Raw genomic sequence first — 15,847 nt, forward strand, 5'->3', positions numbered from 1 at the left:
GCTCAGCCGCTCTTGCGACGGAACTCGCGCTGCTTCTCAGCGGGGCCGTGGGTGTTCTGCACCGCTGAGCCACCGTCGAGGTGCGATTCGCCGGACCGCTTCTCGGCCGCCTTCTTCTTGCGATCGAGGGCCTCGCGGAACTTGCGCTTCGTCTCCTCGGAGGCGCCGGTGTTGGTCTGCTCGTCGGAAGTCATGCCTTCGAGTCTGCCATGGAAATACTTCACGAGCCGCTTCACGGATGCCGCGGCGCCGGACATCCGCGTCCCGACTCGCGACGGCGGGAATACCCTCCTCTGCTAGAGTTGGAGCGGTCACCCGATGGGTTGCCGTCGTCTGAGGTGCCGCGAAGCGGTGCCGCATCCGCTCGGATGCAGGCGCACAACTGAATATCGAGCACCGACGGAGCAGGCCGGCAGGAAGCTGGTCCCCTGTGGTGGATCACCAACCGACGCGGATGGTGGACTTCTACTGGTGGCCAGCGTGAGCGCATCGACCTGATGTTTTTCGTACTGCCTGTTCCCTGCTCCCGAGTATGAGTCGCGCCCACACGGGGAGCGACGTAAAACAAAGGAGAAGACCTCTTGGAAGGTCCTGAAATCACGTTCGCCGAAGCCGTCATCGACAATGGCAAGTTCGGCACCCGCACGATCCGCTTCGAGACCGGCCGTCTCGCCCAGCAGGCGCAGGGTTCCGCCGCTGCCTACATCGACGAAGAGACCATGCTGCTCTCGGCGACCTCGGTCTCCAAGCAGCCGAAGGAGCACTTCGACTTCTTCCCGCTCACGATCGACGTCGAAGAGCGCATGTACGCCGCGGGTCGCATCCCGGGCTCGTTCTTCCGTCGTGAGGGCCGCCCCTCGACCGAGGCGATCCTCACCTGCCGCCTGATCGACCGCCCCCTGCGCCCCTCGTTCGTCGAGGGCCTCCGCAATGAGGTCCAGGTCGTCGTCACGGTGCTTGCGATCGAGCCCGACGAGTTCTACGACGTGCTCGCCATCAACGCGGCATCCCTCTCGACGCAGCTCTCGGGGCTGCCCTTCTCCGGCCCGGTCGGCGGCGTTCGCGTCGCGCTGATCGACGGCCAGTGGGTCGCGTTCCCGAAGTACTCGCAGATCGAAGACGCCGTGTTCAGCATGGTCGTCGCCGGTCGCGTGGTCACCGAGGCCGATGGCTCGCAGGATGTCGCGATCATGATGATCGAGGCCGAGGCCACCGACAACGCCTGGAACCTCATCCAGGCCGGTGCGGTCAAGCCCGACGAGGGCGTCATCGCCCAGGGCATCGAGGCGTCGAAGCCGTTCATCAAGCAGCTCGTCGAAGCGCAGCAGAGTGTCGCGGCCACCGCGGCCAAGCCGACCGCCGACTACCCGACGTTCCCGCCCTACCAGGCCGGCACGAAGGAGGTCGTCGAGGCGATCGCCCTCGAGGAGCTCAAGGGCATCTACCAGATCGCCGGCAAGTCCGAGCGTCAAGACGCCGACGACGCGCTGAAGTCGCGCGTCAAGGCCGAGGTCGCCGCCAAGGTCGCGAACGGCGAGCTGCCCGAGTCCGCGAACGACGAGGTCTCCGCCGCGTACAAGTCGGTAACGAAGCACGTCGTGCGCTCGCGGGTCCTCGAAGAGGGCGTGCGCATCGATGGTCGCGGCCTCGCCGACATCCGCCCGCTCGACGCTGAGGTGCAGGTCGTGCCTCGCGTGCACGGTTCGGCGATCTTCCAGCGTGGAGAGACGCAGATCCTCGGCGTGACGACGCTCAACATGCTGAAGCTCGAGCAGCAGATCGACTCGCTGAGCCCGGTCACGAAGAAGCGCTACATGCACAACTACAACTTCCCGCCGTACTCGACGGGTGAGACGGGTCGTGTCGGTTCGCCGAAACGTCGTGAGATCGGGCACGGCGCACTCGCCGAGCGCGCGCTCATGCCCGTGCTGCCCACGCGCGAGGAGTTCCCCTACGCGATCCGCCAGGTCTCAGAGGCGCTCAGCTCCAACGGCTCCACGTCGATGGGGTCGGTCTGCGCCTCGACCCTCTCGCTCCTCAACGCCGGTGTGCCGCTGCGCGCCCCGGTCGCGGGCATCGCGATGGGCCTCATCTCCGACACCGTGAACGGGGAGACCCGCTACGCGGCGCTCACCGACATCCTCGGTGCCGAAGACGCGCTCGGCGACATGGACTTCAAGGTCGCGGGCACTGCGGAGTTCGTCACGGCGATCCAGCTCGACACGAAGCTCGACGGCATCCCGGCATCCGTGCTGGCCGGCGCGCTCACGCAGGCGAAAGACGCCCGCACGACGATCCTCGCCGTGCTCAACGCCGCGATCGACGGTCCCGACGAGATGGCCGCCACGGCGCCTCGCGTGATCTCGGTGCAGATCCCCGTCGACAAGATCGGCGAGCTGATCGGCCCGAAGGGCAAGACGATCAACGCGATCCAAGACGAGACCGGCGCCGACATCTCCATCGAGGAAGACGGCACCGTCTACATCGGCGCGACCGACGGCCCCTCGGCCGAGGCCGCCCGCGCCCAGGTCAATGCGATCGCCAACCCGACCAACCCCGAGGTCGGCGAGCAGTTCCTCGGCACCGTCGTGAAGATCGCCGCCTTCGGCGCGTTCGTCTCGCTGCTGCCCGGAAAAGACGGACTGCTGCACATCTCCGAGGTGCGCAAGCTCGCCGGCGGCAAGCGCGTCGAGAACGTCGAAGACGTGCTCGGCGTGGGCCAGAAGATCCTCGTCGAGATCACGAAGATCGACGACCGCGGAAAGCTCTCGCTCGCCCCGGTGGTGGCCGAAGACGCCGACACCGACGGCCGCGGCGCCGAGGCCGAGCACGCGCTCGACCCCGCTGAGGGCGTCGACGCGTAGTCGAATCGTTCGCAACGGATGCCCGTCCTGCTTCGGCAGGGCGGGCATCCGTCGTTCATGGGTCATCCCGGTCGTTCCAATCGCGTGCCCGCCACGTGACCGGTGATACATTGCGGCTATGCCCGCCGGTGCGGAGTCGGTCCGTGGCCCGAGCCTGGTCGCCGCGACCGCCCTGCTCGTGCTCATCCCGGCATGGTTTGCCGCGCCACTCCTCGAGTTCACTCGAGGGGACCGTTATGCCGACACCGACGATCCCGCGGGGAGCCTCGAGTTCGTCGAACGCTCGGGCGTCGTCGTCGTGCTGTCGGGTATTGCCGTGCTTTTCGTCGCCGGCGCCCTCGTCGTCGCGGCCGCGGCATTGGAGGTGCTGCTCACCCGGCAGACGCCGGGCGGCACGACCTCCGGCATCCGCTCGATCGCGGTCGTGGCGTACCTCGGGGCGGGACTCCTGACGCTCACTGGGGCATTGCGCGTATCGAGCCCCGGTACGCTCTCCCACCTCGGCCGAGCTGAACGTCGAGTGGGGGCGCACCGGCTACCTCGTGATGCATCTCGTCGGCGTCCAGGGTGCAGGTGCGGGAGCGCGGCTCGCGATCGCCGTGTGGATTGCCGGCATCATGATCATCGCCGTTCGGCGACGGATGCTGCCGGGGTGGGTCTTCGTGCTCGCACCTGTGCCGATCGTCCTGATCCTCTCGCTCGTCGGTCCGCTGCTGTCGTTGCCCCTCGGCGATGAGTCGGCGGTCGGCGAGGTCGCGTGGATCGTGCTCATGCTCGTGTTCTTCGTCGGCGTTCCGCTGTGGTGCGGGGTGATCGCGGGGTGTCTCTTCGCTGGAGCACGCCGCGCGCATCGGCGTTTTGCCTGACGAGCGCCTCACACCTCGCGCTCGAGCAACGGGCCCAGGCGATACGGGATCAGCTCGCCCATCGCGAGCGAGGTCTCGGTGCGCTCGACGCCGTCGATCGCGAGGATCTCGCCGTCGATGCGGAACAGGTCGTGCGCGTCGCGGCAGATCACGCGAACGAGCAGGTCGATCGACCCGCTGAGCCCGTGCGCCTGGATCACCTCGGGAATGCGGGCGATGTCGTCGACGACTTCTCTCAGGCGCTTCTGGCGCACGTGCACCGAGATGAACGCCTCGAGCGGGAAGCCGAGCGGCGCGGGGTCGATGCTTCGCTCGAACGAGAGGAATGCGCCGGATGCCTCGAGCCGCGACATCCGCGCCTGCACCGTGTTGCGCGAGAGGCCGAGCCGGTCGGCGAGCGCGACGACGGTGGCCCGTGGGTCGGCGGAGAGCGCAGCGAGGAGCGCCCGGTCGACTGCGTCGTAATCGCTCATGTTGCCACACGATAGCACCGACATCCGGGGTCCGTATTGGCAATGTGCTCAATCTGCGAGCTGATGCTTGAGCTGTGTGATCGGCGGACGTAGCATCGAAGTAACCGGCAGAGTGGCCGGGTTCGGGCATCCCACGAAGCGAGCCCGCCGACAGCGAGGATCGACGATGAACCCATCCGACCGAGACGCAACCGGGCTCCTCACGCGGCCCGACGAATTCGTGCAGCTCGTCACGCCCACCGGCGAGCGCCGGGCCGACGCCGACTTCGACCCGTGGGTGAGCGACATCGACACCGCGGCCCTCGGCCGGCTCTACCGCGACATGGTCATCGTGCGACGCCTCGACACCGAGGCCACCGCGCTCCAACGCCAGGGCGAACTCGGTCTCTGGCCGCCCCTCGCGGGCCAGGAGGCCGCCCAGATCGGCTCGGCGCGCGCGATGCGCGACGACGACTTCGCCTTCACGAGCTATCGCGAGCACGGCGTCGCGTGGTGTCGCGGCGTCGGCCCCGCCGAACTGCTCACGGTGTGGCGAGGCACCGCCGCGTCGGGCTGGAACCCGTTCGAGCGCGGCATCGCCGTTCCGCAGATCATCATCGGCGCACAGTCGCTGCACGCCACGGGCTGGGCGATGGGCGCCGCCTGGGAGGGGTCGGATGCCGCGGCCATCGCCTACTTCGGCGACGGCGCCACGAGCGAGGGCGACGTGAACGAGGCGCTCGTCTTCGCGGCGAGCTTCAACGCGCCGGTCGTGTTCTTCTGCCAGAACAACCAGTGGGCGATCTCCGAGCCCGTGGGGCTCCAGTCGAAGCAACCGCTCGCTCGCCGCGCCGACGGCTTCGGCATGCCCGGCATCAGGGTCGACGGCAACGACGTGCTCGCCGTGCTCGCCGCGACGAGGATCGCACTCGATCGCGCCCGGCGAGGAGAGGGGCCGACGTTCATCGAGGCCGTGACCTACCGAATCGGTCCGCACACGACTGCCGACGACCCCACGCGCTACCGCACCGAGGTCGAGCTCGCCGAATGGCGCGAGCGCGATCCCCTCACGCGCGTGCTCGCCCTGCTCGAGGCCTCCGGCGTCGACTCCGCCGGGCTCGAGCGCGAGGTCGCGGTCGAGGCCGACCGGGCGGCTGCCGAGCTCCGCAGCGCGTGCATCGCGATCGCCGATCCCGAGCCCCTCAGCGTCTTCGACCACGTCTACGCCGAGCCGAACAGCCATCTCGAACGGCAGCGCGCTCATTACGTGCGCTACCTCGCGACCTTCGAGGAGACGGATGCCGCGCCCGCCGGCGATGCCGGCACCGGCACGGAAGGCGGCGCTCGATGACCACACTCACCCTGGCCAAGTCCTTGAACGCCGGGCTCCGGCGTGCCCTCGCCGACGACGAGAAGGTCGTGCTGATCGGGGAGGACATCGGCACGCTCGGCGGAGTGTTCCGCGTGACCGATGGCTTGAAGGCCGAGTTCGGCCCGACGCGCGTCGTCGACTCGCCGCTCTCTGAAGCGGGGATCGTCGGCACTGCCGTCGGACTCGCCTATCGCGGCTTCCGCCCGGTCATCGAGATCCAGTTCGACGGGTTCATCTATCCCGCCTTCGACCAGATCGTGGCGCAAGTGGCGAAGCTGCACTATCGCTCACGCGGCACGGTGCGGATGCCGATCACGATCCGGGTGCCGTTCGGTGGCGGCATCGGTGCCGCCGAGCATCACTCGGAGTCGCCCGAGGCGTACTTCGCGCACACCGCCGGCCTCCGGGTGATTGCGTGCTCGAACCCGGCCGACGCGTTCATCATGATCCGGCAGGCGATCGCGAGTGACGACCCGGTGCTGTTCTTCGAGCCGAAACGGCGCTACCACGTGAAGGGCGAGGTCGACGAGCAGGCGAGCCTCGCCGACGCGCGCCCCATGGGGGTCGCGACGGTCGTCACGCCGGGCGATGACGTCACCCTCGTCGCGTACGGGGCGCTTGTGCAGACCGCGCGCGACGCGGCGATCGCGGCCGAGGAGGACGGCGTGTCGATCGAGGTCATCGACCTGCGCTCGCTCGCGCCCGTCGACTACGCCACGATCGAGGCATCCGTTCGCCGCACCGGCCGGCTCGTCATCACGCACGAGGCGGGCCAGCAGGGCGGGGTCGGCGCCGAGCTTGCGGCGAGTATCACCGAGCGGTGCTTCGAGTTCCTCGAGGCGGCGCCGGTGCGCGTCACCGGTCATGACATCCCGTATCCGCCCGCGAAGCTCGAGCGGCACCACCTGCCCGACCTCGACCGCATCCTCGACGGGGTCGATCGTGCGCTCGGCCGACCCAACTCGCTGAGCGGCGTCGAGGCGTGAGCGCGATGATCCGGGACTTCGCGCTGCCCGACCTCGGCGAGGGACTCACGGAGTCCGAGATCGTCGCCTGGCGGGTCGCCGTCGGCGACCACGTCGAGCTCAACCAGATCATCGCCGACATCGAGACCGCCAAGGCGGTCGTCGAGCTGCCGTCGCCGTTCACCGGCACGGTGACCGCGCTGCACGCGGCCGAGGGCGAGACGGTGAACGTCGGCGCGCCGCTGTTCTCGTGCGACACGGGCGACGGCACGGCCTCCGAACCGGTCGACGAGGCCGCCGCGGCTCAGGCCGACGGCACGGCCGAGGCAGCGACCGCCGCGACCGCCGCCGCGCCGGCCGAACGCGAGTCGGATGCCGCTCCCGAGCCGAACCTCGTCGGCTACGGGGCACGCGATGAGGGCGGGCCCAAGCGCCGCCCCCGCCGCGCGGCGCTCGTCGACGATCTCGTGCCGTCGGTGCCCGACACCGGCCACGCCGCCATCGGTGCTGCGCCGGTCGAGGTCATCGCGTCGGAGACGCGGCGGGCGGAGCGTCCGCGGTCCACGCCGCCGGTGCGCAAGCTCGCCCGCGACCTCGGCATCGAGCTCGAGCGGGTGACGGGTACGGGGGAGCGCGGGCTGATCACGCGTGCCGACGTCGAGCTCGCGGCATCCGGCGGCCACCCCTCCTCGCCGCCCACCGAAGCGCCGCAGGACGCCGCATCGGCTCGGCCGGCGGAGACGAGGATCCCCATCCGGGGCGTCCGCAAGCACACCGCGGCCGCGATGGTGCGGAGCGCCTTCACGGCACCGCACGTCACCGAATTCCTCACGGTCGACGTGACGGGCACGATGGAGCTGCTCCGAGGCATCCGTGACGACCGCGCATTCGCAGGACACAAGGTCACGCCGCTCGCCGTCGTCGCGAAGGCGCTCTGCATCGCCGCTCGTCGCACGCCCGAGGTCAATGCGCGCTGGGATGAGCAGGCGCAGGAGATCGTGCAGTTCAGTGCCGTCAACCTGGGCATCGCGGCGGCGACCGAGCGGGGACTCGTCGTTCCGAACATCAAGGGCGCCGAGCGGATGACCCTCATCGAGCTCGCCGACGCCGTCACCGCCCTCGCCGAGACCGCCCGCGCGGGCCGCACCGGTCCGGCAGACCTCAGTGGCGGCACGATCTCGATCACGAACATCGGGGTGTTCGGCATCGATGCGGGCACGCCGATCCTGAACCCGGGGGAGGCTGCGATCCTCGCGATGGGCGCCGTGCGCCGGCAACCGTGGGAACACCGCGGCGAGGTCGCGCTGCGCGAGATCATGACGCTGAGCCTTTCGTTCGACCACCGGCTCGTCGACGGGGCGCAGGGCTCCCGGTTCCTCGCCGACATCGGATCGATCCTGCGCGAGCCGGGTCTCGCGCTCACCATGGCGTGAGCCGCCGATCGGCGGGAGGATGGATGCATGGACGGACCCAGCATCCTCTCGCCGACGGACACGACCGAAGATCTCGACGGCACCGCGTTCCGGCACGCCCAGAATCACCTCGTCGGTGCGTTCACGACGGCGGACTTCCGCAGCGCGGTGCGACTGCTCGATGCGGTCGCCGTGGTGGCCGACGAGTTGAACCACCACCCCGACGTGCGGCTGGGGTGGGGGCGCGTCGAGTTCGCACTGACCTCGCACGACGTCGGCGGAGTCACTCCACGCGACGTCGAACTGGCGCTCCGCATCGGGGAGATCGCCGATCAGCTCGGCGCAACGACCGAGTAGCACTGCGTGCCGGCGCCGTCGAGTCCGTCGGCCCTCGGTTCAGTCGAGCCGGTAGATCCGTTCCTCGACCTCGGTGCCGCGTGCGTTCGCGAAGCCCACCTCGTTGCCGACGTGGCGGAATCCGAGCTTCTCGAGCACGGCGATCGAACCCGCATTGTCGGCCGCGACGCGAGCTCGCACCGGCCGCTCGCCGAGCGCTTCGAGGAAGAGCCGGATCGCCCGCGTGGCGATGCCCTCACCCCAGTGTTCGGGGTCGATCCAGACGGTGATCTCGGGCGTGCCGTCCTCGAACCAGCGGGCGGCGCTGCCCACGATCGCTCCGTCGGCGCGAATGGTGCGCGCGTCGACGCCGGGATCGTCGATGAGGCGTCGCCAGTGCGCGTCGAACATCGCGCGATCCGTCGGGTCGGGAGCGGTGAACGCGGCCATGCGTACCGCCTCCTCGTGCTGCCCGAACACGAACAGTGCATCGAGATCCCCGGCGCGGGTCGCGCGCAGGGTCACGACATGAGGCTCGCCCATGCCATCTCCTCCAGGATGCCGCGGATGGTGCCGTCGGCCGGTCGGCGCCCAGGGATGCGGGCGCTGTGCGGAGTGGAGTTCAGGAGTCCGAAGGCGGCGTGTGCCCGGAACCTGAGCTCCGTCTCGGCCCGATCGGGCCGGAGTCTGGAGAGGGTGTCGACCCAGTGCTCGACATAGCGGCGCTGGAGGAGCCGCACCTCGTGCCGGGCGCCACGGTCGAGCTGCTCGAGCTCGCGGTCCTGCACGACGATGACATCGGCCTCGCGGAGCGCGAACTCGACGTGGAAACGAATGAGCGAGCGGAGCGCGTCAGCGGCGTCGGGCGCCTCGCCGAGCACGCGCTCGGCCCCGTCGAGGAGCGACTGGCTCGCCCCCTGGAGGATCGCGGCGAGCACCGCGGCCTTGCCGGGGAAGTGCCGGTACACGGCCGGTCCGCTCACGCCGACGGCGGCGCCGAGGTCTTCGATCGTGACGCCCGCGTAGCCCCGCTCGGCGAAGAGGATCGCCGCGGCGGCGAGGATCGCCGCGCGCCGATCGGCCTTCTGGCGGCTCCGCTCGGTGCGGGGCAGCTCGGCGTGGGCCACCGCGTCGTACGGTTCGAGGGTGCTTGCCATTGCGGTGAGTGCTCGCTAACATCGGGAATCGAGTTAGTGCACACTAACCGAAATGGCGTGCCGGCCACAAGGGGCACGTCATCGACGGAGACAGGCGGAGCGGATTTGATTCTCAATACGGGCATCGAGCCCACGAGCGAGTCCGCTCGGCGCAACGCCGACGATCACGCCGGCCTCGTGCGTGAGCTGCGTGAGAAGCTCGCCGTCGCTGCACTCGGCGGCCCCGAATCCTCCCGCGAACGGCACGTCGCTCGCGGAAAGCTGCTTCCGCGCGACCGGGTCGATCGCCTCCTCGACGAGGGCAGCCCCTTCCTCGAGCTCTCACCGCTCGCGGCCGACGGCCTCTACGGCGGCGACTCGCCGGGTGCCGGCATCATCACGGGCGTCGGCCTCGTGCACGGCCGCGCCGTCATGGTCGTGTGCAACGACGCGACCGTCAAGGGCGGCACGTACTACCCGATGACCGTGAAGAAGCACTTGCGTGCGCAGGAGGTGGCGAAGGAGCACCGCTTGCCGTGCGCCTACCTCGTCGACTCGGGCGGCGCGTTCCTGCCGCTGCAAGACGAGGTGTTCCCCGACCGCGAGCACTTCGGCCGCATCTTCTTCAACCAGGCGCAGCTCTCCTCCCTCCGCATCCCGCAACTCGCCGCGGTGCTCGGCTCGTGCACCGCGGGCGGCGCCTACGTGCCGGCGATGAGCGACGAGAGCGTCATCGTGCGCAATCAGGGCACGATCTTCCTCGGTGGACCCCCGCTCGTGAAGGCCGCGATCGGCGAGGTCGTGACACCCGAGGAGCTCGGCGGCGGCGACCTGCACTCGCGGGTCTCGGGCGTCACCGATCATCTCGCCGACGACGACGAGCATGCGCTCGAACTCGTGCGCGACATGATCGCGACGCTCCCGGCGCCCGCGGCCCGGGCGTGGAGCGTGCGCGAGTCCAGGCCGCCCGCGGTCGACCCGGCGGGGCTCACTGCGGCGGTCCCGGTCGACGTGCAGCAGCCGTACGACGTGCGAGAGGTCATCGCGAGGCTCGTCGACGCGAGCGAGTTCACCGAGTTCAAGCCCGAGTACGGCGACACGCTCGTGACCGGGTTCGCGCACCTCGACGGCCACCCGGTCGGCATCGTCGCGAACAACGGCGTGCTCTTCAGCGAGTCGGCCATGAAGGGCGCGCACTTCATCGAGCTCTGCGACCAGCGCGGCATCCCGTTGCTCTTCCTGCAGAACATCTCGGGCTTCATGGTCGGCCGCGATGCCGAGGCGGGCGGCATCGCCAAGCACGGCGCGAAAATGGTCACCGCGGTCGCCACGACGCGGGTTCCCAAGCTCACCGTCGTGATCGGCGGCTCGTTCGGAGCCGGCAACTACTCGATGTGCGGCCGGGCCTACTCGCCGCGGTTCCTGTGGATGTGGCCGAACGCGCGCATCTCGGTGATGGGCGGCGAGCAGGCGGCATCCGTGCTCTCGACCGTGAAGCGCGACCAGCTCGCGGTGCGCGGCGAGGAGTGGACGGATGCCACGGCCGAGGAGTTCATGGCGCCCATCCGCGACCAGTACGAGACGCAGGGCAGTCCGTACCATTCGACGGCGAGGCTCTGGGACGACGGCATCATCGACCCCGCCGACACCCGCACAGTGCTCGCCCTCGCGCTCGAGCTCGCGAGCCGCACGCCACTGCCCGAGCCCGCGTTCGGCCTCTTCAGGATGTGACGCGGCTCACGATCCCGACGCCGCTGCGGCGCGCCTGACCCGGCGTACGGCTTCCTCGACGCCGCCGTTCCATGGCGTGCCGTGGCCGGGCAGCACCCACGTGACATCGAGGTCCTGGAGGCGCCGAAGCGAGGCGATCGCGGTATCGGGATCGTCGGTGAACGGCGCAGGCTGCGGCCCGTCGGCGCCCGTCAGCACGTGAAGCGTGGTGAGCGCATCGCCGACGAAGACGGCGTCGGCCACGGGAACGTGGATCGCGATGCTGCCTGGCGAGTGGCCGGGCATCGAGATCACCCGCGGAGCCCCTGGCAGCTCGAGCACGTCGCCGTCGTGGACCTCGACGACCGCGGCGAGCGGCGTGGTTCGCAACCCGTTCTTCGTGATGGCGTACCAGAGGAATCGCGTCGTGGCACCGAGCTTCACGTGGCCCCACCCGGGCTTCGTCGAGACCTCGCCGCGCGCACGGGCGGCGTCGGCCTCGTGCACGTACACCGGCACGCCGTGGTCGCGGCGGAGGCGTTCGGCGAAGCCGATGTGGTCGCTGTCGCCATGGGTGAGCACGACACCGCGCACATCGTCGAGCGAGCGGCCCATCGCGGCGAGTTCGGCGGTCAGCTCCTTCCACTGACCGGCCATCCCGGCGTCGATGACGGTGACGCCGCCGGGCGTGTCGACGAGATAGACGGCGACGATGTCGTTGCCGATGCGGTGGAGGGAGGGGCCGATCTTCATCAGGTGTGTTCTCGATTCAGCGTGGAGTGATGGCTATGCTACATAGCTATCATGGCTACGGTCAATAGCCTAGAGTGGATCGAGGAACGGAGCACCCATGCCGACACCGGAACGCACCTCGCTCGACGGAATCGTGAGCGCCGGGCGCGCCCTGCTCGAGTCCGACGGGCTCGACGGGCTCACCATGCAGGCCGTCGCAGCGCGAGTCGGGGTTCGCGCGCCCTCGCTCTACAAGCGGGTGCGAAACCGTGACGAGCTCATCCGCCTGATCGCCCATGCCACGCTCCGCGAGCTCGCGACGCGCCTCGAAGGGGCCGTGAACGGGGCGGCCGACGATCCTCGAACCGAGCTCCGGCAGCTCGCCGGCGTCGCTCGCGCCTTCGCGCACGAGCGGCCGGCGGGCTTCCGCCTCATCTTCGGCGCCGAGGTGCGTCTCGACGAGGCGTCGCTCGCAGCCTCGAGCGCACCGGTGCTACGAGTGGCCGCCGCGCTCGCGGGGGAGCGCGATGCCCTCCAGGCCGCGCGAACCTTCACGGCCTGGCTGAACGGATTCGTGAGCATGGAGCTCGCCGGCGCCTTCCGGCTCGGGGGCGACGTCGAGCACGCCTTCGAGTACGGCGTCGAGCGTATCGCGGACGCGGTGGCGAGCCCGGCCGCCGGCTGAATCGACTCGTCACTCTGCAGGCACGCACCCCTGCCCTTGTCATTCCAGTTAGCGAGCACTAACATCGATTCCAGTTAGTGTGCGTTAACTGGTGGTGGCGCACGTCGATCCCCGCAGAGAGGCGGATGCACAGCATGGCCCAGGCGTCGCGTCCGTTCGAACGAGTGCTCGTCGCGAACCGCGGCGAGATCGCCGTGCGCGTCATCCGCACGTTGCGCCGCCTTGGGATCCGCGCGATCGCCGTGTACTCCGACGCCGACGCAGATGCGCCGCACGTACGACTCGCCGACGAAGCAGTGCGCATCGGCCCGGCGCCGGCCGCGCAGAGCTATCTCGACCCCGACCGCATCGTCGCAGCCGCCATCGCAACCGGCGCACAGGCCGTGCATCCCGGCTACGGGTTCCTCTCCGAGCATGCGGGGTTCGCCCGTGCCTGCCGCGACGCCGGCATCGTCTTCGTGGGTCCCGGCGACGAGGCCCTCGAGATCATGGGCGACAAGATCAGCGCGAAGCGGCACGTCGAGGCATCCGGAGTCCCCATCGTGCCAGGTGTCGCCGACGCGGCCCTTGATGACGCGGCCCTGCTCACGGCAGGTGAGGCGGTCGGCTTTCCGCTGCTCGTGAAGCCGTCGGCGGGCGGCGGCGGCAAGGGCATGCAGGTGGCCAGAGACGCGGCAGAGCTCGCTGCGGCGATCCCGGCTGCCCGGCGGGTCGCGACGGCGGCATTCGGCGACGACACGCTGCTGCTCGAGCGGCTCATCGAGCGCCCCCGGCACATCGAGGTGCAGGTGCTCGCCGATTCCGCGGGCTCCGTGATCCACCTCGGAGAGCGCGAGTGCTCACTGCAACGCCGCCACCAGAAGGTCATCGAGGAGGCACCGTCCGCGCTGCTCGACGAGACGACCCGCAGCCGCATCGGCGCGGCGGCGTGCGACGCGGCTCGGAGCGTCGGCTACCTCGGGGCCGGCACCGTCGAGTTCCTGGTCTCGGATGCCGCCCCCGACGAGTTCTTCTTCATCGAGATGAACACGCGCCTCCAGGTCGAGCACCCCGTGACCGAGCTCGTCACCGGCGTCGACCTCGTCGAGCAGCAGCTGCGCATCGCTGCGGGGGAGCCGCTCGAGCTCGCGCAACACGAGGTGCGCCTCACCGGCCACGCGATCGAGGCGAGGCTCTACGCCGAGTCGCCGCACCGCGGCTTCCTCCCGTCGACGGGCGAGGTGCTCGTCTGGGGCGAGCCCGAGGGCGACGGCATCCGCGTCGATAGTGGTGTGCGAGAGGGCCAGGAGGTCACCGCCCACTACGACCCGATGCTCGCCAAGGTCATCGCGCACGGCGTCGATCGCGCCCAGGCGATCGAGCGGCTCGACCACGCGCTCGCCGACACCGTCGTGCTCGGCGTCGACACCAACATCGGCTTCCTCCGACGGCTGCTCGCCGAGCCCGCCGTGCGCGAGGGCCACCTCGACACGGGGCTCATCGACCGGATGCCGGAGGCGAGCGTGTCCGACCCGTCGCCCGCGCTCCTCGAGCCCGCCGCGAGCTGGGTCGCCCGACGTGACGAACTCGAGCGCGCCGAGGCCGCCACCGACGGTCCCACCGCCTGGCACGTGGCCACCGGCTGGCGCCCGGGCGTCGTTCGCGCGCCGATGGTGCTCCTCGCCCCGCGCGACCACCCACGGGAGCCCCGGCCCGTCGACTCAGTGCACACCGACGAACAGGGCGAACAGCGGGCGATCGTGGCCGAGGATGCCGACGGAGCGGTGTGGGTGCACCGCGCCGGTCAGACGGCCGCGTTCCTGCGAGTCGACCGGCGCGACCACGCGGAACTGCGCCGCGCGGGCGTCGAGCGAGGCGCGCTCGCCGCCGACCCCGAGCTCCGCGCGCCGATGCCCGGCACCGTGACGGCCGTGTTCGTCGAAGACGGCGACGCCGTCGAGGCGGGCGACGCCGTCGTGGCCATCGAGGCCATGAAGATGGAGCACCGCGTCATCGCGACCCTCGACGGCACCGTGCGGCTCGCCGCGGCGATGGGCGACCTCGTCGCCCGCGATCAGGCCGTGGCACGCATCGAGCCGCACCCCGAGACACCCCACCACGAATGAGGAGCAGCAGCATGCAGTACGACCTGAGCCCCGAGGAGCAGGAGCTCTCCGACCGCGTCGCCGACTTCGCCGACACCGTCGTCGCCCCCGCCGCCTACGAGTACGACACGAAGCGGCGTCTCCCGATGGAGATCATCGCCCAGATGGGCGAGATGGGCCTGTTCGGCCTGCCGTTCCCCGAGGAGCTCGGCGGCGGCGGCAAGGATTACTTCCAGCTCTGCCTCGCCGTCGAGGCGCTCGGCCGCGTCGACCAGTCGATCGGCGTGACCCTCGAGGCGGGCGTCGGCCTCGGCATGATGCCGATCTACCGCAACGGCACCGACGAGCAGCGCGCCGAGCTGCTGCCCGACCTCGTCGCCGGCCGCGCGCTCGCGGGCTTCGGCCTCACCGAGGCGAAGGCGGGCTCGGATGCCGGAGCCACCCAGACGACGGCCGTGCTCGACGGCGACGAGTGGGTCGTCAACGGCTCGAAGCAGTTCATCACGAACTCGGGCACCCCCATCACGAAGTTCGTCACCATCACCGCCGTCACGGGCGAGAAGACGGCACCCGACGGCAGCGTGAAGAAGGAGCTGTCGTGCATCATCGTGCCGAACGGCACGCCGGGCTTCACCGTGGGGGAGAGCTACGACAAGGTGGGCTGGCACACCTCCGACACGCATCCGCTCACGCTCACCGACGTGCGGGTGCCGGAGTCGAACCTCCTCGGCGCTCGCGGTCGCGGCTACGCGAACTTCCTGCAGACCCTCGACGAGGGCCGCGTCGCCTTCGCGGCACTCGCAACCGGCGCCGCGCAGGGGTGCCTCGAAGAGGCGCTGCGCTACGCGAAGACGCGCGTGGTGTTCGGCACCCCGATCGGCTCGAACCAGCACATCGCGTTCAAGATCGCGAAGATGCAGGCGCGCGTGCACCAAGCGCGGCTCGCGTGGCACGACGCAGCGCGCAAGCTCGTGGCCGGCAAGCCCTTCAAACTCGAGGCGTCCATTGCCAAGATGGTCTCTGGAGAGGCGGCGATGGACAACGCGCGCGATGCCACGCAGATCTTCGGCGGCTACGGGTTCATGAACGAGAATCCCGTCGCCCGGCACTACCGCGACTCGAAGATCCTCGAGATCGGCGAGGGCACGACCGAAGTGCAGCTCATGATCATCACCAGGGAACTCGGCCTCACCGCCTGACGGCGCCGAGCGGATGCCGCGAACGGCCAGCACG

General features: G+C 70.0%; 15 protein-coding genes. 10 read left to right on the top strand and 5 right to left on the bottom strand.

The features are described 5' to 3' along the window. Nucleotides 1-2 precede the first annotated feature (2 nt). Entirely contained in the window at nt 3-194 is a 192-nt protein-coding gene (locus QFZ29_RS05860; protein WP_129522215.1) for a DUF5302 domain-containing protein, read from the bottom strand. Between the two features lie 387 nt (nt 195-581). Between QFZ29_RS05860 and QFZ29_RS05865 the strand changes: the two genes are divergently transcribed. Together QFZ29_RS05865 and QFZ29_RS05870 are read left to right on the top strand one after the other, a co-directional pair. Further along, nucleotides 582-2,864, top strand: a complete 2,283-nt coding sequence (locus tag QFZ29_RS05865; protein ID WP_306893279.1) for a polyribonucleotide nucleotidyltransferase — start codon at nt 582-584, stop codon at nt 2,862-2,864. Nucleotides 2,865-3,406: 542 nt separating this feature from the next. Then, on the top strand, nt 3,407-3,730 hold the full coding sequence (locus tag QFZ29_RS05870) for a hypothetical protein (protein WP_306893280.1): 324 nt from the start codon (nt 3,407-3,409) through the stop codon (nt 3,728-3,730). 8 nt (nt 3,731-3,738) lie between these two features. On the opposite strand, the gene QFZ29_RS05875 is transcribed toward QFZ29_RS05870, so the two are convergent. Further along, a complete protein-coding gene (locus QFZ29_RS05875) occupies nt 3,739-4,203 on the bottom strand; it encodes an Lrp/AsnC family transcriptional regulator (protein ID WP_306893281.1) in 465 nt (154 codons plus the stop codon). Between the two features lie 166 nt (nt 4,204-4,369). Between QFZ29_RS05875 and pdhA the strand changes: the two genes are divergently transcribed. From pdhA to QFZ29_RS05895, 4 genes are read left to right on the top strand one after another with little or no spacing between them, the layout of a single operon-like run. Further along, nucleotides 4,370-5,533 carry a pyruvate dehydrogenase (acetyl-transferring) E1 component subunit alpha gene (gene pdhA, locus QFZ29_RS05880; RefSeq protein ID WP_306893282.1) on the top strand — a complete coding sequence of 388 codons (1,164 nt, stop codon included), beginning with the start codon at nt 4,370-4,372 and terminating at the stop codon, nt 5,531-5,533. Then, a complete protein-coding gene (locus QFZ29_RS05885; RefSeq protein WP_306893283.1) occupies nt 5,530-6,540 on the top strand; it encodes an alpha-ketoacid dehydrogenase subunit beta in 1,011 nt (336 codons plus the stop codon). The genes pdhA and QFZ29_RS05885 overlap by 4 nt, the downstream gene beginning before the upstream one ends. Before the next feature lie 5 nt (nt 6,541-6,545). After that, a complete protein-coding gene (locus tag QFZ29_RS05890; protein WP_306893284.1) occupies nt 6,546-7,952 on the top strand; it encodes a dihydrolipoamide acetyltransferase family protein in 1,407 nt (468 codons plus the stop codon). A gap of 27 nt (nt 7,953-7,979) precedes the next feature. After that, complete coding sequence (locus tag QFZ29_RS05895; RefSeq protein ID WP_306893285.1) at nt 7,980-8,288, top strand: 4a-hydroxytetrahydrobiopterin dehydratase; 309 nt, start codon at nt 7,980-7,982, stop codon at nt 8,286-8,288. A 39-nt stretch (nt 8,289-8,327) separates the two neighbouring features. Here QFZ29_RS05895 and QFZ29_RS05900 read toward each other — a convergent pair whose 3' ends face one another. Continuing rightward, nucleotides 8,328-8,810, bottom strand: coding sequence for a GNAT family N-acetyltransferase (locus QFZ29_RS05900; protein ID WP_306893286.1), 483 nt, complete (start codon nt 8,808-8,810; stop codon nt 8,328-8,330). Next, nucleotides 8,789-9,424 carry a TetR/AcrR family transcriptional regulator gene (locus QFZ29_RS05905; protein ID WP_306893287.1) on the bottom strand — a complete coding sequence of 212 codons (636 nt, stop codon included), beginning with the start codon at nt 9,422-9,424 and terminating at the stop codon, nt 8,789-8,791. Before QFZ29_RS05905 ends, QFZ29_RS05900 begins: the two co-directional genes overlap by 22 nt. Nucleotides 9,425-9,547: 123 nt before the next feature. On the opposite strand from QFZ29_RS05905, the gene QFZ29_RS05910 reads away from it, so the two are divergent. After that, nucleotides 9,548-11,134: a carboxyl transferase domain-containing protein gene (locus tag QFZ29_RS05910; RefSeq protein WP_306896622.1), complete on the top strand. Its 1,587-nt coding sequence runs from the start codon at nt 9,548-9,550 to the stop codon at nt 11,132-11,134. Nucleotides 11,135-11,140: 6 nt separating this feature from the next. Here QFZ29_RS05910 and QFZ29_RS05915 read toward each other — a convergent pair whose 3' ends face one another. Next, nucleotides 11,141-11,866: an MBL fold metallo-hydrolase gene (locus tag QFZ29_RS05915; protein WP_306893288.1), complete on the bottom strand. Its 726-nt coding sequence runs from the start codon at nt 11,864-11,866 to the stop codon at nt 11,141-11,143. Nucleotides 11,867-11,963: 97 nt separating this feature from the next. Here QFZ29_RS05915 and QFZ29_RS05920 point away from each other — a divergent pair, with 97 nt between their 5' ends. The 3 genes from QFZ29_RS05920 to QFZ29_RS05930 all read left to right on the top strand — a co-directional run bounded on the left by QFZ29_RS05920 (nt 11,964) and on the right by QFZ29_RS05930 (nt 15,813). Beyond that, a complete protein-coding gene (locus QFZ29_RS05920; protein ID WP_306893289.1) occupies nt 11,964-12,530 on the top strand; it encodes a TetR/AcrR family transcriptional regulator in 567 nt (188 codons plus the stop codon). Nucleotides 12,531-12,664: 134 nt separating this feature from the next. Next, entirely contained in the window at nt 12,665-14,635 is a 1,971-nt protein-coding gene (locus QFZ29_RS05925; RefSeq protein WP_306893290.1) for an acetyl/propionyl/methylcrotonyl-CoA carboxylase subunit alpha, read from the top strand. A gap of 11 nt (nt 14,636-14,646) precedes the next feature. Beyond that, complete coding sequence (locus QFZ29_RS05930; protein WP_306893291.1) at nt 14,647-15,813, top strand: acyl-CoA dehydrogenase family protein; 1,167 nt, start codon at nt 14,647-14,649, stop codon at nt 15,811-15,813. The last annotated feature ends 34 nt before the right edge of the window (nt 15,814-15,847 follow it).

The organism is Agromyces albus, assembly GCF_030815405.1.
Taxonomy (GTDB): Bacteria; Actinomycetota; Actinomycetes; order Actinomycetales; family Microbacteriaceae; genus Agromyces; species Agromyces albus_A.

Coding starts and splice junctions, on each gene's coding strand:
- QFZ29_RS05860 (WP_129522215.1), bottom strand. CDS start 194: ATGACTTCCGACGAGCAGACCAACACCGGCGCCTCCGAGGAGACGAAG.
- QFZ29_RS05875 (WP_306893281.1), bottom strand. CDS start 4,203: ATGAGCGATTACGACGCAGTCGACCGGGCGCTCCTCGCTGCGCTCTCC.
- pdhA (WP_306893282.1), top strand. CDS start 4,370: ATGAACCCATCCGACCGAGACGCAACCGGGCTCCTCACGCGGCCCGAC.
- QFZ29_RS05885 (WP_306893283.1), top strand. CDS start 5,530: ATGACCACACTCACCCTGGCCAAGTCCTTGAACGCCGGGCTCCGGCGT.
- QFZ29_RS05890 (WP_306893284.1), top strand. CDS start 6,546: ATGATCCGGGACTTCGCGCTGCCCGACCTCGGCGAGGGACTCACGGAG.
- QFZ29_RS05895 (WP_306893285.1), top strand. CDS start 7,980: ATGGACGGACCCAGCATCCTCTCGCCGACGGACACGACCGAAGATCTC.
- QFZ29_RS05900 (WP_306893286.1), bottom strand. CDS start 8,810: ATGGGCGAGCCTCATGTCGTGACCCTGCGCGCGACCCGCGCCGGGGAT.
- QFZ29_RS05905 (WP_306893287.1), bottom strand. CDS start 9,424: ATGGCAAGCACCCTCGAACCGTACGACGCGGTGGCCCACGCCGAGCTG.
- QFZ29_RS05915 (WP_306893288.1), bottom strand. CDS start 11,866: ATGAAGATCGGCCCCTCCCTCCACCGCATCGGCAACGACATCGTCGCC.
- QFZ29_RS05920 (WP_306893289.1), top strand. CDS start 11,964: ATGCCGACACCGGAACGCACCTCGCTCGACGGAATCGTGAGCGCCGGG.
- QFZ29_RS05925 (WP_306893290.1), top strand. CDS start 12,665: ATGGCCCAGGCGTCGCGTCCGTTCGAACGAGTGCTCGTCGCGAACCGC.
- QFZ29_RS05930 (WP_306893291.1), top strand. CDS start 14,647: ATGCAGTACGACCTGAGCCCCGAGGAGCAGGAGCTCTCCGACCGCGTC.